Source organism: Arthrobacter sp. CC3 (assembly GCF_039907775.1).
Classification (GTDB): Bacteria; Actinomycetota; Actinomycetes; order Actinomycetales; family Micrococcaceae; genus Arthrobacter.
In genome coordinates this window covers 37,708-52,341 of record NZ_JARCCY010000027.1, presented here as the reverse complement: position 1 = coordinate 52,341, position 14,634 = coordinate 37,708, and the positions used below count along the sequence as shown (strand labels likewise).

The following is a 14,634-nucleotide window of genomic DNA, read 5'->3' as shown; positions in this document are numbered from 1 at the left end:
CTCACACAGTTCAGCGGCTGCTTGCAGCGGGGTCCAGGTGGCCGATGCCGTCGGGCGTGATCTGCAGGACGCGGGCCGTGGAGATGTCGTAGAACAGCCCCGCAACATGGACGCGTCCTGACTTAAGCGCTTCCTGCAGCCCGGGGTGGCCCTGGAGCCTGTCGAGCTGGACTGCAACGTTCACCATGGCCAGCTGGTCCACGGCACCGTAACCGGCCTCGGCTGCAGCCACCTGTACGGGATGTCCGTTGCGGAAAGCCGTCAGGCTTGGCCGGGCATGGTCCAGCCAGACGTCGATGGCGCCTCGATCGCCCGCACCATCAGGTTCAACAGCGCCGTCAGGGTCAACAGCACCATCAGGTTCAACAGCGCCGTCCGGGTCTGCCCACAGGGCGGTCATGGCACCGCAGCCCGAATGCCCGCAGACCACAATCGATTCCACCGAGAGTTCGTTGAGGGCAAACTCCAGGGCTGCCTCGATGGAGGCGTCCCGGCCGTCGTCGCCCACCACATTGCCCACGTTCCGTACAGTGAAGAGATCACCCGGGCCGCTGCTGGTGATGAGGTTCGGCACCAGGCGGGAATCCGAGCAGGCCACGAACAGGGTGCCCGGATCCTGGTACGAGGACAGCTCCTGCACATGGGGACGCACCAGATGGGCGTTCCGCCGGTGGTAGTTGTCCACGCCATCCAGTACCGAACGCAACGGTCCCGGAACGTGCGGCCCCGGGTTATCCGGTCCCGCAGCATCCTGCCCTGCAGCATCCGGTCCTGCCCCGCCCTGCCCTGGAGCATCCGGCGCGGCAGCTTGCGGCCCTGCCGCGCCCTGCCCGATCAGCCGCCGCTGCCAGCTGCGCCACGGGGCGAAGCCGCTCCTCAGGGCCGAACGCGAACTGCCGCGGCTCGGCGGCCCCGCTTGGGCATCGTGCAGCGTAGCGGTGCCGCTTTCCTCGATGACCACCGTGCCGCCGTTGCCCACGTGGCGGTTGCGCCAGGCGTCAAGGGTGTCGTGCACGGGATGGTCCAGGAAGTCCACCTCCAGCTCAACGGTCACGTGCGTGCCGGCCGGAACAGAGGCCAGGACAGTGCTCAGGCGCGGCAGCGAGAGGAAGCTGCAGGACCCGTCGATCACCACGCGCCAGCGGTTGCCGTCGCTGGCGCCTGTCGGTTCCGCATGGATGCTGGCCCGCGCCACCCGCCAGAGAACCAGGGCGACGGCCAGGACGAGGCCGGTCAACACTCCCACCAGGAGGTTGATGAACACCACGCAGAACAGGGTGACGCCGTAGACGGTGAGGTCACCGGTCCGCCGTGCGGTCCGGATGTCGGCCGCCCGGACCAGGCGGGAGCCGATCACGATCAACAGTCCCGCCAGGACAGCCTGCGGAATCAGCTGGATGAGTCCCGCCAGCAGCAGCGAGAACACCAGCACCCAGACGCCGTGGAGTATGGCCGACTTGCGCGTCCGTGCACCGGCTTCAAGGTTGGTGGCGCTCCGCACGATCACTCCGGTGACGGGCAAGCCGCCCAGCATTCCGGAGGTCACATTGGCGGCGCCCTGCCCCAGGAGTTCGCGGTTGAAATCCGTCCGCGGTCCGTGGTGCATCTTGTCTACTGCCACGGCGGAGAGCAGGGATTCGACGCTGCCAATCAGTGCCACAGTCACCACGCCAATCACCACGGCGGTCCAGTTCCCGCCGGGCATCTCGGGCAGGGACAGCGCCGCCAGCAGGGAACCGTCGAAGGTGATCCGGTCCACGTTGAAGGGCAGGGAGAGGGCGGTGGCCGCGATGACGGCGACCAAGGGCCCGGGAACCCGGCGTACTGCCGCGGGAAGGTGCTTCCAGCCGAGCAGCACGGCGATGACCACCGCGCCGAGGACCGCCGCGGCGAGGTCCGCGGCGAAAATGCTGCCCGGCATGGCCATGATGTTGTCCCAGGCCTCGCTGGCGGAATCAGCGCCGAGCAGCACGTGCAGCTGCTGCAGCACGATAGTGATGCCGATGCCGGCGAGCATGGCGTGAACCACCACCGGTGCGATGGCCAGCGCGATTCGGCCCACCCGTGCCAGGCCGAGCAGCGCCTGGAGCACGCCCGCCGCGGCCGTGATGGCGCAGGTGGCCGGCCAGCCGAATTGTTCGATCAGGCCGGCGACGATGACTGTCAGCCCGGCTGCGGGTCCGCTGACCTGCAGGGGTGAACCGCCCAGGCTTCCGGCGACGATCCCGCCCACGGCGGCTGCGATCAGGCCGGCCATGACCGGGGCGCCCGAGGCGGCCGCGATGCCCAGGGACAGCGGGACGGCCACCAGGAACACCACAAGGGATGCCGGCAGGTCCCAGCGGAGTCCGTCGGTCAGGAACCGGCGCCGGTTTGCCGGGGCCCGGTTGGCCGGCTGGTTCCCTGCCGGTGGTTTTGCGGGGGCGGGCGGGTCCGTCTTGGCGGGTGCTGATGGCATTGCAGTCCTTCGCTGGTACGTCGCGGTCCCGTGCCACGCTATTGACGCTCCAGTCCGGCCCGCAAGGGAACCGATCGTGAGAAAGAACACGCCAAAAAACCCGCTGCCGGCCACGTAACGGAGGCTCAATGGGCCCTATCCCGCGGATTGTGGAGCCGACCATTTCAGCACTGCCGGGAGTCGGCGGACCCCACCGAATCGGACTAGGTTTTCAAGTCAAATCCAATCGATGGGCCATCTGATCGGCGTCCAAGGCAGAAAAAATTCCGTGGTTTCGCCCTGATACTGCCTACCGGTCTATACCGGTGACTCCATGTTGCGTGCTCACAGCTCCAGTGTGAGCGGCCGCCGGATCCCGTTCACGACGGCGGCGGGCCAGCGCGGATCCACGCTGAGGACTGCGATCCCGGCCCCGGTGAGCTGCACCGTGTCCTCGATCTTCACTTCCGGACCGGACGGGTTCCAGGTGAAGGTCTGGTTGGGAACCACCAGGTCCTCGGTTGCGGGAGTCGCCCGGGGATCGCGGCCTGCATATCCGGCCGGACCGCCCTGGTGGTGGAGGGTCCACTGGTCGGGGCCGAAGCCGTGCCGGACGTAGGCCTCCCGGATTTCCGCGAAGATGCCGTCAAGGCGTGCCCCGGGAACGGTGGCGTCAAAGATGTCCGCCTCCACCGCGGCAATCCGGGCTTCGGCATCGAGTTCGGCCGGGGTGCCGGCGTCGAACCGGACCCAGCGCGTTACGTTGGCCACCAGCCCGTTGCGCCGCGCGCACACCACCGCCATAGCCCGCCGGCCGATCGGTGCGGGGGTGGGCAGCGGATGCCGGAACCCGCTGCGTTCCGCACCGTTGCACAGGAGCACCAGCGGCTCGGCCCCCATCGCCACGATCCGGGCGGCCAGGGCGGAAGCCACGGCGAACTCCGTGGTTTCCGGAGTGGCTTCGGCGAGGACGTCGGTCATGGCGGCCGCTGCGTCGGCGCACAGCCGGGCGTACCGGCTGCTTTCCCCGGGCAGGAACTGCTGGCGGGCCGTCCTCAGCTCGTCCGCAACATCGGCTTCCGAGAGCGGCTTCCCTCCCGGAGCGAGCATGGATGCGGCGGCATGCAGCTGCCCGTGCCACGGCACCGCGTGGAGGGCGACGCCGTCGGGCAGTTCCTCCGCCGCGATCCGGGCGGCCTCGTTGTTGAAGGTGACCAGATGGTCGCCGTCACGGTCAACCAGCATTGCTGCGACGGGGTCACCGGCCAGGCTGATGTGGACCCGGCTCCCGTCCAGGTACCACGTCAGCGCCGTGTTGGTGGTGAGCAGGAGGGACTCCCGGCCCGCGGCGTCCAGGATGTCCAGGACGCGCCGCCGTTTGACTGCCCGGTCGGCCGGGTTCCCCGGGGCCGCGGCGTCGACCAGATTCGACACCTGATGTGTCTGCTGTGCCTGTTGCGTTTGCTGTGTGACGGTGTTCATGCGGTTTCCCCCAAGGTGGTGATGAGCTGTTCGATATCGATAGAGGACAGGAGCCCGTCGGCCACCAGGACGGTGACGGTCCGGTGCAACGGGTTGGCGTGGCTGGCCACTGCCGGCTGCTCCCAGGCCAGGGAGAGGCCGACGCCGGGATACCCCGCCACGCGGACAAACCAGGGGTCGCCGGGCTGCTCGGGCCCCGGCCGGGGCAGGAAGACCAGGGTGGCGGGACCGCCGTCGGGCTCTCCCCGCCGGAAGGTGCCCGACCACGCCAGCCACGGCGCCGCAGCGGACGGGACGGCCCCGTGCAGGGATTCTTCCCCCTCCGCGGACGCCGTCCACACCCTTGGCCCGTCGACGGCGGGAAGCCGCCAGAAGAAGCCCCCGTAGCCGCCCTGCGGCCGGCCGTTCGAGCCCGGACTGCCGAGCGTGACCGGGTCCGGTCCGTTCGGCGTCAGGGTGAAGTCCAGTGTGAGCCGCCACGCGGAAGAGCCGACGGCGGCCCAGCTCCACGCCCGCTGTTCGTTCAGGAGCGGTGTGCCGTCCGGCCGGAGCCATTGCAGTGTTTCGGTCCGCACGTTCCCGTCACGGTCGGCCGCGACCGTGACAATGCGGCCGTGGTCGTTCCGCCAGACGTAGGCGCCGGCGTCGCGGGTATAGGTGCGGCCGCCCCAGAAGTTCGCGCCGTCCACGTCCTGGACGGCAACCCCCGCGCCGAGGTGCCACACATGGTCCTCGGGCAAATGGTCCGTCACCACGGTCCCGGCCAGGGTTCTGACCGGGTGGAGGTACGGGCGGGACGAGGACGTGGGTGCAATCCGGCGGCCGTCGTTTCCGCGGGCCACTTCGCGGCCGTCCACCGTGAAGCCGTCCACCATGAACTCGGGATGTTCGGTATCCAGCTCCCGGGCCCACGGCACACCAAGTTCAGCGAAAGTTGCCTGCGCCGCGGCGGCCCGGCGCACCAGCTGGCCGATTCCGCGGACCACCGGGTGGGCGTCGTCGCCCTCGCCTTCCCATGTGACGTGCGCAGCGCCGATCGCACGCGGAGGTTCCGCGGTCCGGATGGCTTCCAGTACCGTCATAAAGGCGCCGTTGCCGGCCAGCGGGCTCAGCAGCCCGTGCGCACCGGCAGGGGAGCGGCGGGCAGCCAGGAGGTTCTCCAGCAGATCGGTGCGGCCGAAAGTTTCCGTGCGCTCGCGGTCGGGCGTTGTCACGGTCAGCCGGTCCTCGGTGTAGAAGAAGTCAGCCCTGCCCAGGGTGCCGTGGACGGTGACAGCCGGCGCGGTCTGTTCCTCGGCGCAGAGTGTCAGCGCGCAGAGGAGGACGCCGCCGCGGGACGTGCGGACCCGGATCACCGAGGTGTCGTCGCTTTCGGTGGCGTGGGCGCGGTAGAGGTCCGTTTCCACGGACAGGACGTCGTCGGCCTTTTCCGCACCGGCGATCTTCAGTCCGGTGGCCACGGCATGCGCCAGGGCATTGGTGGCTACGCCGTCCACTACGTCCGTGCCGTCCAGGCTGCGTTTGCCGGCCCAGCGTGAGCGTTTGAAATAGCCCCTGGTGCGCACCCACGTGCCGACCGCGCTCACTCCGCGCACCTCGCCGATTTCACCGGACGCCACAATCCGGTCCAGGGCCGGCAGGGCGTGGGAGCCGAGGCTTTGGAAGCCCACCTGGACCAGCCGGCCGGCCCGCCGCGCTGCGGCGAGCACTTCGTCGAACTGGGCCAGGGACGCCATGGGCGGCTTTTCCACGTAAACGTCAGCCCCCGCAGCGATCGCCGCCAGGGCAAGCGGCGCGTGGGTCTGGATGGGGGTGGCCAGAATGACGACGTCGGGCGCCGGCCCGGCGGCCAGCAGTTCCTCCAGCGACGCGAACGTGGCCACGCCCTCGGGAAGCGTGCCCTCGGCCGGCGGGCGGGGGTCCGCCACCGCCACGAGCTGCACGAGGTTGAGCTCGCCCAGGCGGGCCAGGTTGTCCAGGTGGCGGGTCCCGTAACCGTGCGCGCCCACGAGGGCGATGCGCGGCACCGGGGAAGTTGCCGGCCGGCGTAGTTCGTCGGTGGCGGAACTAAAAGTATCGGCTGTCATGAGAGTCCGTTCTGGCGGGCTGTGGCGAAGGGAACCGGGGAAAGCTGTTGCCGCAGGAAGGCGGCGGCTTCCTCCTGCATGTCCGTAGTGAAAGCGTGTCCGCCCGGCCAAAAACTGCCGGTGTAGCGGCCGTGCGCGGAGCGCCCAGGATGGCGTCAGCGTCGCGCATTCCGTCCTCGGGGAACAGCTCATCCGCCAGCGCGTACTGCACCAGGAAGCTGTCCGCGGTGGAGCGTGACGCCAGTTCGGGAAAGTCGCCCAGCCGGGACAGGCCGGGGGTCTGGAGGAGCCAGGAATGGGCGTCCAGGTAGGCAGGGACCAGCGAGCGGTAAGTGGTCATCATGCAGGTGACCACGAAGCTGCGGACCAGCGGACTGAGCGCGGCCAGCACCAGTGACCTGCCGCCGCCGCCGGAGAACCCGGCGCTGCCCAGCCGGCCGGCGTCCACGCCCGGAAGCCCGGCAAGGACCTGCAGGGCTGCGAGGTCGTCATGCGCCACCATCCCCGCGAAGCTCGTGCCCAGGAGTCCCGCCGCTTTCGCCACGGTGTCCTCATGGGCCGACGCGGCGGCGTCGTAAAGCTCCGTTTCGGAAGGCACGACGCCGGCCTCCCGCCAGAGCGCCCTGCGGCCCTCCATGACGGCGGCAGTCCGCCACGGGGGCGTGCCCAGGGCGAAACGGCGGCTGCCCCACGAGAAGGTGTCGTGCGCCAGGACCGCGAAGCCCTGCGTTGCAAGCCAGGTGGCAAACGGGCGGCCGCCGTAGAGGCGTTGTTGGAGGTCCGCGGCCAGCGGATCCACCAGGCGTCCGGCGCCTGCGGACTTGATGCCGGCGTGGCAATGGAGCGCCAGGATCCCCGGCAAAGGCCCTGTTGCGCCGGCAGGGCGCAGGAACCAGGCGCGGGTGCGGGGACCGAAGCCCAACTGCCAGCTGACCCGCGAAGTAGTGACGCCGTCGTGCGTTGCTTCCGACTCGATCACCGTGCCCGGCGCTGCCGGACCGGCCGGAACCCCGAGTGCGTCCGCCAGTTCCTGCCCCGCCGAAGTCTCCGCAAGGTGCCGCGGATGGGTGCCCAGGTAGGACGGCCAGTCCTCGTAGCCGCCGATGGCGCTGGGCCGCGGCGCGGTGCCGGGTGCAAGCATCGTTGTCCTGCCTTTCGCTGGTGCTCTGATCCGGAGGTAACCGAAAGTAAGAAAACGCTTTCTCAAAAATTAGCAAAAGGCTGTACACCGGTCAAGAAAGCGTTTACTTTGGTACAAAGCCGCTGTTGGCCCGGTCACTCCGGAAGCCAGGCAGCCGGGTAGTGTCGGAACGGTCCGCGCGGCCCGGGACGGCGAAAAGCACCTCACACCAGCCCGCCGTGGAAGGCCACGATGACCAAAGGAGACCACATGGCCGCACAGCATCACCCGGGGACGCCGGCAGGCGTCCGTCAACCGAGGGGGAGGCAATGAGCGCTATCAGCGAACTGTCCTCCATCAGCCGGCGCAAAGGGCCGGCCACCCCCGAGGAAAAACGCGCGAACCGCCGCGACAACAAGGCCGCCTACATCTTCCTGCTGCCATGGCTGATCGGCCTCGTGGCCATCACCGTCGGCCCCATGATCATGTCCCTCTACCTGTCCTTTACGGACTACAATCTCCTGCAGCCGCCGGAGTGGGTGGGGCTGGACAACTTCACCCGCATGCTCGGTGATGCGCGGCTCCACAATTCACTCCGCGTAACATTCACCTACGTCCTGGTCGGAGTTCCGCTCCAGCTGGCCGTTGCGCTGCTGATCGCACTGGTGCTGGACAAGGGCCTGCGGGGCCTGCCGTTCTACCGGTCCATTTTCTACTTGCCGTCCCTGCTCGGCGGCTCGGTGGCCGTCGCCATCCTCTGGAAGCAGATCTTCGGAACCTCCGGCCTGGTGAACCAGGTGCTGGCCATGTTCGGAATCACCGGGCCGGGCTGGATCTCGGACCCGTCCACATCGCTGGGATCCATCATCCTGCTCCATGTGTGGACCTTCGGCAGCCCCATGATCATCTTCCTCGCCGGCCTCCGCCAGATTCCCAACATGTACTACGAGGCGGCCGAGGTTGACGGAGCCACCACCCTGCAGAAGTTCTGGCGGATCACGTTGCCCATGCTGAGCCCGATCATCTTCTTCAACCTCGTCCTGCAGATCATCGGCTCGTTCCAGTCCTTCACTCAGGCGTTCATCGTCTCGGGAGGCAACGGTGGACCGTCCGACTCCACCATGTTCTTCACGCTTTACCTCTACCAGAAGGGATTCGGCCAGTTCGACATGGGGTACGCCTCGGCGATGGCGTGGTTCCTGCTGGTAATCATCGGCGCTTTCACGGCCATCAACTTCATCGCTTCAAAGTATTGGGTGTTCTACGATGACTGAACTACAGACCAAGCCGGCTCCGGAGAAAGTGCCGTCCGCCGGAGGAAAAACGAAGGGCGCGAGCTTCAAGAGCGGCGGCCGGAAACGCGAATCCCGCGGGTCCCTGGCCTTCAGCCGCAGCGCCCGGATCAAGGCACTGGCCAAGCATGCCGTCCTGATCCTCACCGGCGGCATCATGATCTACCCGCTGCTGTGGATGGTTGTCTCGTCGCTGCGTCCCAATGACCTGATCTTCCGCGAACCGGGCCTCTGGCTAAACAGCCTGGAGATGGGCAACTACGTTGACGGCTGGTCCGCGCTGACCCATCCCTTCGGCCACTACATGCTCAACTCCGCGGTGGTGGTGATCGGCTCCATCCTGGGAAACCTGATCTCCTGCTCCATGGCCGCATACGCCTTCGCCAGGCTGCAGTTCAGCGGCAAAAAGCTGTTCTTCGGCGTCATGCTGCTGACCATCATGTTGCCGTTCCATGTGATCATCGTTCCGCAGTACATCCTGTTCTCGCAGATCGGCTGGGTGAACACCTTCTGGCCGCTGATTGTGCCGAAGCTCCTGGCCACGGATGCGTTCTTCGTGTTCCTGATGGTGCAGTTCATCCGCGGGATTCCCAAGGAGCTGGACGAGGCTGCCCGTATCGACGGCGCCGGCCACCCGCGCATCTTCCTGCGGGTCATCCTGCCACTGATGGTCCCTGCCCTGGCCACCACCACCATCTTCACGTTCATCTGGACCTGGAACGACTTCTTCGGCGCGCTGATCTACCTGACCGATCCGGAGATGTTCACGGTGCCGGTTGCCCTCCGGGCCTTCGTGGATTCCCAGTCGGCCACCAGCTGGGGCTCGCTCTTCGCGATGTCCATCGTGTCCCTGCTGCCGGTGTTCCTCGTGTTCCTGTTCGGCCAGCGCTTCCTGATCAAGGGAATCGCGACCACGGGCATCAAGTAAGCCTGCCGTGCACCGGCCGTGATTCGTGCACCGGCCGTGATTCGTGCGCAGCCTTCCTTCGTGCGCAGCCTTCGCGGCTGACTGCGGTAGCTCCTGGCTGTTAGCTGTGCAGCAGTCCCCGGGGTGGGCGGATGTTCGTTGTCCGCTCACCCCGGCGCGTGGGGCGGGCATCAAATTGGTCCATCGAAACACCTTGTATTACAAGTTCCTTGCTTGTATTCTCAGTGATGAGAAAGCGTTTTCTCATCAACTTCCAGACTCGCAGGCTTTCCAGACCCCTCAGTACCTAAACCCCATTCGCTTTCAAGATCAAAGAAGATCGGAGAATCAAGTGCCGCTATTTTCCCGCCCTGCCTCAGCCGCCCGTCGTGGTGCAGCAGAGGCAACATCCGCCCAGTCCGGACGGAGGCTGCGCCGAACCGGCGCAGTCGCCGCAGCTGCCGCCGTCGTCCTGGCCCTTAGTGCCTGCGGCGGGGGAGCGGCGCCGCAGAGCGCCGACGGCAAAGTCGAGCTCCGCTTCTCCTGGTGGGGAGGGGACAAGCGGGCGCAGCTGACGCAGGCTGCGATTGCGGCTTTCGAAGCCGAGAATCCGAACATCAAGATCAAGCCGGAGTTCGGCGACTGGAGCGGCTACTGGGACAAACTTGCCACCCAGGTGGCCGCCAACGACGCCCCGGACATCATCCAGATGGACGAAAAATACATCACGGAGTACTCCAGCCGCGGCGCCCTCCTGGATCTTTCCAAGTACAACATCGACACGTCGAAGCTTGACGAAGCGGCCCTCAACGCCGGCAAGAACGAGGACGGCCTGACAGGCATTGCCGCGGGCATCAACGCAGCGACCATCCTGGCCAACCCCGCCGTGTTCAAGGCAGCCGGGGTTGAACTGCCGGACGACAGCAAGTGGACGTGGGAAGACTTCGAGCGCATTTCCGCCGAGGTCACCGCGAAGTCGCCGAAGGGCACCTACGGCGCTGCAGCCTACGGCACGGACGAAGCCTCGCTCGGCGTCTGGCTTCGGCAGAACGGCAAGTCGCTGTACACCAACGACGGCAAGCTGGGCTTCGAGCCGGGCGACATTGCCGAGTGGTGGGCGTTCCTGAAGGAACTCAGCGAGAAGAAGGCTGTGCCCTCAGCCTCCGAGGTGGTTGAGGCCGAAGCGGCGCCGCTGGACCAGAGCGGCCTGGCGACGGGCAAGAACGGGCTCGCCTTCTGGTGGTCCAACCAGCTGCCGGCCCTGGAGAAGGCTGCGGGCGGAGAACTCCAGATCCTGCGGTTCCCGTCCAAGACCGGCACCTCCGCCGACGCCAAACTTTGGTACAAGGCCTCCCAGTTCTGGTCCGCGTCGTCCCGCACCAAGCACCCGGAAGAAACCGCCAAGTTCATCAACTTCCTGGCCAACAACACCAAGGCCGGCGAAACGCTCCTGGCCGACCGCGGCGTGTACCCCAACTCCGAGGTCCGGGCAGCAATCGCATCCAAGCTGACCCCCGCCGACATCAAGGTGGTCAAGTTCATCGACCAGATCAAGGACGAGCTCGGTGAAGCCCCGGCCCCGCCGCCGAAGGGAGCCGGTGCGATCGCGGAGATCGTCAAGCGGTACACCTCGGAGGTCCTCTTCAACAGGCTGTCCACGGAGGAAGCCGGCAAGAAGGCGGTTGACGAGATGAAGTCAGCCATCAGCTAGCAGGTCCTGCCGAAGTGCCCCCATCCGATGATTCGGGCGGGGGCACTTCTGCGTGCGCTTCCAGATGGGATCAGTCCTCCGCGACCACCGCCACGCCGCCGGCAGGAACCGATCCCGTGAACCGTTCGCCCGACAGCAGCTCGGTCCCGGCCACCTCCACCCTGGCGTCGGCGCGGGAATGGTTGATGGCGAACACGAAGCCGGTGCCGTCGGCGGTGCGGCGCCGGGTCAACTCGACGCCCTGGTCCGCGTTGGCCACCGCGGAAACTCCCGACTCAGCGACCAGGCGGTCCACCAGTGACTCGATGCCGTCCCGGTCCGGGAAGGTGGCCAGGTACCACGCCGATCCGGAGCCCGCCGGGCGCCGCGTGAGGGCCGGAACGCCGTCGAGCGGGTATTCGGTGAATGTCGCCAGAACTTCTGCGGCGCCTTCACCGGCAGCCCCGCCCGCCACATGGACGTGCTCGCTCCACACTGTTCCGACGCCGCCGTCGCTCAGTTTGGCGGAGGACCCGGCCAGCAGCGGATGGAATTCCTCCACCCGGACGCCCAGCAGGTCACGGAACGCGCCGGGATACCCGCCGAGCCGGATGTGGTCCTGTTCGTCAACGATGCCGCTGAAGTAGCTGACCAGGACCGTCGCCCCCGCCCGCGCAGCCGAGGCGATGTTGGCTGCGGCGGCGTCGGTGACGTTGTACAGGGTGCACACGAGCACCAGGTCGTAACCGTCCAGCGGCGCGGACGGGTGCACAAAATCCGTCGAAATCCCGCGCAGGACCAGTGCGCGGTGCAAGGCGCGCATCAGGTCCAGGTACTTCACGTCAACGCTGGGTTTGGAGTCAATTTCGCTGGCCCACCATGCCTCGTAATCGAACACGATGGCCACCCGCGATTCCACGCGGGATCCGCGCACCGGCGCCAGTTTCCGCAGCGCGGAGCCGAGCCCCACCACCTCCCGGAACACCCGGGTGTCCCGGCCGCCGTGGGGGACCATGGCGGAATGGAATTTCTCCGAGCCGGCGAAGCTCTGCCGCCACTGGAAGAACATCACGGCGTCCGCGCCGCGGGCCACATGCGCCAGCGAGTTGCGCAGCATTTCGCCCGGCATCTTCGGCTGGTTGTGCGGCTGCCAGTTGACGGCCGACGTCGAATGTTCCATCAGGATCCACGGGTCGCCGCCGGCAACGCCGCGGGTGAGGTCGGCGCTGAATGCGAGTTCGATCTGCCGTTCCGGATCGGCGGCCACAAGGTAGTGGTCGTTGGCGATCACGTCCAGGTCCCCGGCCCAGTCGAAGTAGTCCATGGACCTGGTGGCGCTGGACACCATGAGGTTGGTGGTGGCGGGCACCTCCGGCGTCACGTCCCGGAGTACGCCGAGCAGGGTGCGGTAGTAGTCCATCAGCGCCCAGGAGCTGAAGCGCTGGAAGTCCAGCTGCTGGCCCGGGTTGAGCGTGGACGGTGCCACGCCGGGAGGCAGGATCTCCTCGAACGAGGCGTAATGCTGGGACCAGAACGCCGTTCCCCAGGAGGCGTTGAGCGCCTCGATGCTTCCGTAGCGCTGTTCAAGCCAGCGGCGGAAGGCGGCGGCGTCCTCGTCACCGTAAAACTCTGAAACGTGGCAGCCGAGCTCGTTGTCGACATGCCACAGCGCCAGTGCCGGGTGGTCCTTGTAGCGTTCCGCCAGCACCCTGGTGATGCCGGTTGCGTACCGCCGGTAGACGGCCGACGACGGCGTGTAGTGTCGCCGGGAGCCGGGTCCCAGCACGGTGCCGTCAGCCGTGACCGGGAGGATTTCCGGGTGCTTGCGCACCAGCCAGGCCGGGGGAGCTGCCGTGGCGGTTGCGAGGGCCACCTTGATGCCGGACGCCGCCAGGTTGTCCAGGACCTCGTCCAGCCAGCCGAAGTCATATTCGCCCTCGGAGGGCTCCAGCAGCGCCCAGGAGAAGATGCCGACGCTGAGGAAGGTGACTCCGGCTTCCTTCATCAGTTCCAGGTCCTCCAGCCGGGTGCTGACCGGCCACTGCTCCGGGTTATAGTCGCCTCCGAAGGCAATGCCTTCGAGGCTGTTCCACACCGGTGGCGGGGTGGATTCTTGCTGGGATGACATGGGACTCCTTCGTCGATGCTGGTGCACGATCATGGCATGAAAGCAGATGTTTGGAAAACGCTTGCCCAAATCTGGGAATGGGGATATTGTATCGTTTCAGAAAGCGTGTAAGCCAGATCACTACTCTCGTTGTAGAGAATCACAGGGAATCGCGCTTACACAACCGAGCAAGGAGGCTCTTATGATCAACAGACGGAATTTCCTCACCACCGTGGCACTAGGCACCGCATCTGCCGCTGTCCTGGCGGCCTGCGGACAGTCCGCTCCGGCGCAGACTGGTTCCGCGTCAAACCCGGTCACGATCAACTACACCTGGTGGGGCAACGACGACCGTGCAGAGCGCACCCGCAAGGCGATCGCCCTGTTTGAGTCCAAGAACCCGGATATCAAAGTCAAGGGCAACTTCTCCGACTTCGCAGGCTACTGGCAGAAGCGCGCCACCGAGGCGGCCGGCGGCGGCCTCCCGGACGTCATGCAGTGGGATCTCTCCTACCTCCGCGATTACGGCCAGCGGAACCAGCTCCTGGACCTCGGCACCGTGAAGATCAACACGGATGCCTTCGAGAAGTCGCTGCTGCCTTCCGGCCAGATCAAGGGCAAGACCTACGGCATCCCCACCAGCACCAACGCCTTCGCCGTGTACTACGATCCCGCCAAGGTGGCCTCACTCGGGATCGCCGAGCCGGACGGCAACTGGACCTACGCCGAATTCAACAAGTTCCTGACCGAGGTCGGCGCCAAGGGCAACGGCGCGCTCTTCGGCTCCACCGACTACACCGGTGTCTGGTGGATGTTCAACATCTGGCTGCGCCAGAACAATATCGAGGCGTTCACCGGGGACGGCAAGCTCGGCTTCACCAAGGACGACATGAAGAAGTGGTGGAACCTCACCAAGGACCTGCGCGGCACCCCCGCCATCGTCTCCGAGGAACGCACCACCCAGCTCGCCCCCAAGTCCCCGTTCGGCTCCAATGTGACCGCCACCGAAGTCACCTGGGACAACTTCATGGCCGGCTACCTCGCTGACAGCGGCGCCAAGGAACTCAAGCTCGTCCCGGTTCCCTCCGATGACCCGGACAACCTGGGCCTGTTCCTGAAGCCCTCCATGCTGATGGTGGCCAGCGCCAAGACCAAGTACAAGGACGCGGCCGCCCGGTTCATCGACTTCATGGTCAACGATCCCGAAGTGGGCCAGATCTTCAAGACCTCCCGCGGTGTCCCGGCCTCCAAGACCCAGCGTGACGGCACCACGTTCGAAGGCACCGACAAGCTCGTGGTCGATTACGAGAAGTCGATCGAGAAGTACCTCAAGGACGCCCCCGAGCCGCCCATTGTCGGTTTCGGCACCCTCGAAACCTCCTTCAAGCGCATCAGCTCCGACCTGAACTTCGGCAAGGTGACCGTGGACGGCGCAGCCGACGCGTGGTTCAAGGAAGCCGAAGACCTCATCAAGCAGAATTCCTGATCCGCTTACTGTCCGCCCGACACTCG

Annotated in this window: 9 protein-coding genes; 4 read left to right on the top strand and 5 right to left on the bottom strand. The window is 66.6% G+C overall.

Features of this window, described 5'->3' with window-relative positions; all coding sequences use genetic code 11:
- Positions 1 to 10: 10 nt before the first annotated feature.
- The 4 genes from PV761_RS16055 to PV761_RS16040 form a co-directional block, all read right to left on the bottom strand.
- On the bottom strand, positions 11 to 2,458 hold the full coding sequence (locus PV761_RS16055; protein WP_347898246.1) for a bifunctional SulP family inorganic anion transporter/carbonic anhydrase: 2,448 nt from the start codon (positions 2,456 to 2,458) through the stop codon (positions 11 to 13).
- Between the two features lie 324 nt (positions 2,459 to 2,782).
- Positions 2,783 to 3,919, bottom strand: a complete 1,137-nt coding sequence (locus tag PV761_RS16050; RefSeq protein ID WP_347898244.1) for a M24 family metallopeptidase — start codon at positions 3,917 to 3,919, stop codon at positions 2,783 to 2,785.
- Positions 3,916 to 6,006 carry a DUF6807 family protein gene (locus tag PV761_RS16045; RefSeq protein ID WP_347898242.1) on the bottom strand — a complete coding sequence of 697 codons (2,091 nt, stop codon included), beginning with the start codon at positions 6,004 to 6,006 and terminating at the stop codon, positions 3,916 to 3,918. Before PV761_RS16045 ends, PV761_RS16050 begins: the two co-directional genes overlap by 4 nt.
- Positions 5,987 to 7,147 (bottom strand): acetylesterase, encoded by a 1,161-nt coding sequence (locus PV761_RS16040; protein ID WP_347898240.1) that lies wholly within the window; start codon positions 7,145 to 7,147, stop codon positions 5,987 to 5,989. Before PV761_RS16040 ends, PV761_RS16045 begins: the two co-directional genes overlap by 20 nt.
- A 308-nt stretch (positions 7,148 to 7,455) precedes the next feature.
- Between PV761_RS16040 and PV761_RS16035 the strand changes: the two genes are divergently transcribed.
- The 3 genes from PV761_RS16035 to PV761_RS16025 all read left to right on the top strand — a co-directional run bounded on the left by PV761_RS16035 (position 7,456) and on the right by PV761_RS16025 (position 11,036).
- Positions 7,456 to 8,400, top strand: a complete 945-nt coding sequence (locus PV761_RS16035; protein ID WP_028269956.1) for a sugar ABC transporter permease — start codon at positions 7,456 to 7,458, stop codon at positions 8,398 to 8,400.
- The gene (locus PV761_RS16030) at positions 8,393 to 9,346 is read left to right on the top strand and encodes a carbohydrate ABC transporter permease (RefSeq protein WP_028269957.1); all 954 of its coding nucleotides are present in this window, start codon (positions 8,393 to 8,395) and stop codon (positions 9,344 to 9,346) included. Before PV761_RS16035 ends, PV761_RS16030 begins: the two co-directional genes overlap by 8 nt.
- Positions 9,347 to 9,677: 331 nt before the next feature.
- A complete protein-coding gene (locus PV761_RS16025; RefSeq protein ID WP_347898237.1) occupies positions 9,678 to 11,036 on the top strand; it encodes an extracellular solute-binding protein in 1,359 nt (452 codons plus the stop codon).
- A gap of 70 nt (positions 11,037 to 11,106) precedes the next feature.
- Here PV761_RS16025 and PV761_RS16020 read toward each other — a convergent pair whose 3' ends face one another.
- Positions 11,107 to 13,143 carry a beta-galactosidase gene (locus PV761_RS16020; protein ID WP_347898235.1) on the bottom strand — a complete coding sequence of 679 codons (2,037 nt, stop codon included), beginning with the start codon at positions 13,141 to 13,143 and terminating at the stop codon, positions 11,107 to 11,109.
- Positions 13,144 to 13,324: 181 nt separating this feature from the next.
- Between PV761_RS16020 and PV761_RS16015 the strand changes: the two genes are divergently transcribed.
- A complete protein-coding gene (locus PV761_RS16015) occupies positions 13,325 to 14,608 on the top strand; it encodes an ABC transporter substrate-binding protein (RefSeq protein WP_028269960.1) in 1,284 nt (427 codons plus the stop codon).
- Positions 14,609 to 14,634: the final 26 nt, after the last annotated feature.

Bases quoted from the DNA above. Each gene is read 5' to 3' on its own strand.
- PV761_RS16055 (WP_347898246.1), bottom strand. From the start codon at position 2,458: ATGCCATCAGCACCCGCCAAGACGGACCCGCCCGCCCCCGCAAAACCA.
- PV761_RS16050 (WP_347898244.1), bottom strand. From the start codon at position 3,919: ATGAACACCGTCACACAGCAAACGCAACAGGCACAGCAGACACATCAG.
- PV761_RS16045 (WP_347898242.1), bottom strand. From the start codon at position 6,006: ATGACAGCCGATACTTTTAGTTCCGCCACCGACGAACTACGCCGGCCG.
- PV761_RS16040 (WP_347898240.1), bottom strand. From the start codon at position 7,147: ATGCTTGCACCCGGCACCGCGCCGCGGCCCAGCGCCATCGGCGGCTAC.
- PV761_RS16035 (WP_028269956.1), top strand. From the start codon at position 7,456: ATGAGCGCTATCAGCGAACTGTCCTCCATCAGCCGGCGCAAAGGGCCG.
- PV761_RS16030 (WP_028269957.1), top strand. From the start codon at position 8,393: ATGACTGAACTACAGACCAAGCCGGCTCCGGAGAAAGTGCCGTCCGCC.
- PV761_RS16020 (WP_347898235.1), bottom strand. From the start codon at position 13,143: ATGTCATCCCAGCAAGAATCCACCCCGCCACCGGTGTGGAACAGCCTC.
- PV761_RS16015 (WP_028269960.1), top strand. From the start codon at position 13,325: ATGATCAACAGACGGAATTTCCTCACCACCGTGGCACTAGGCACCGCA.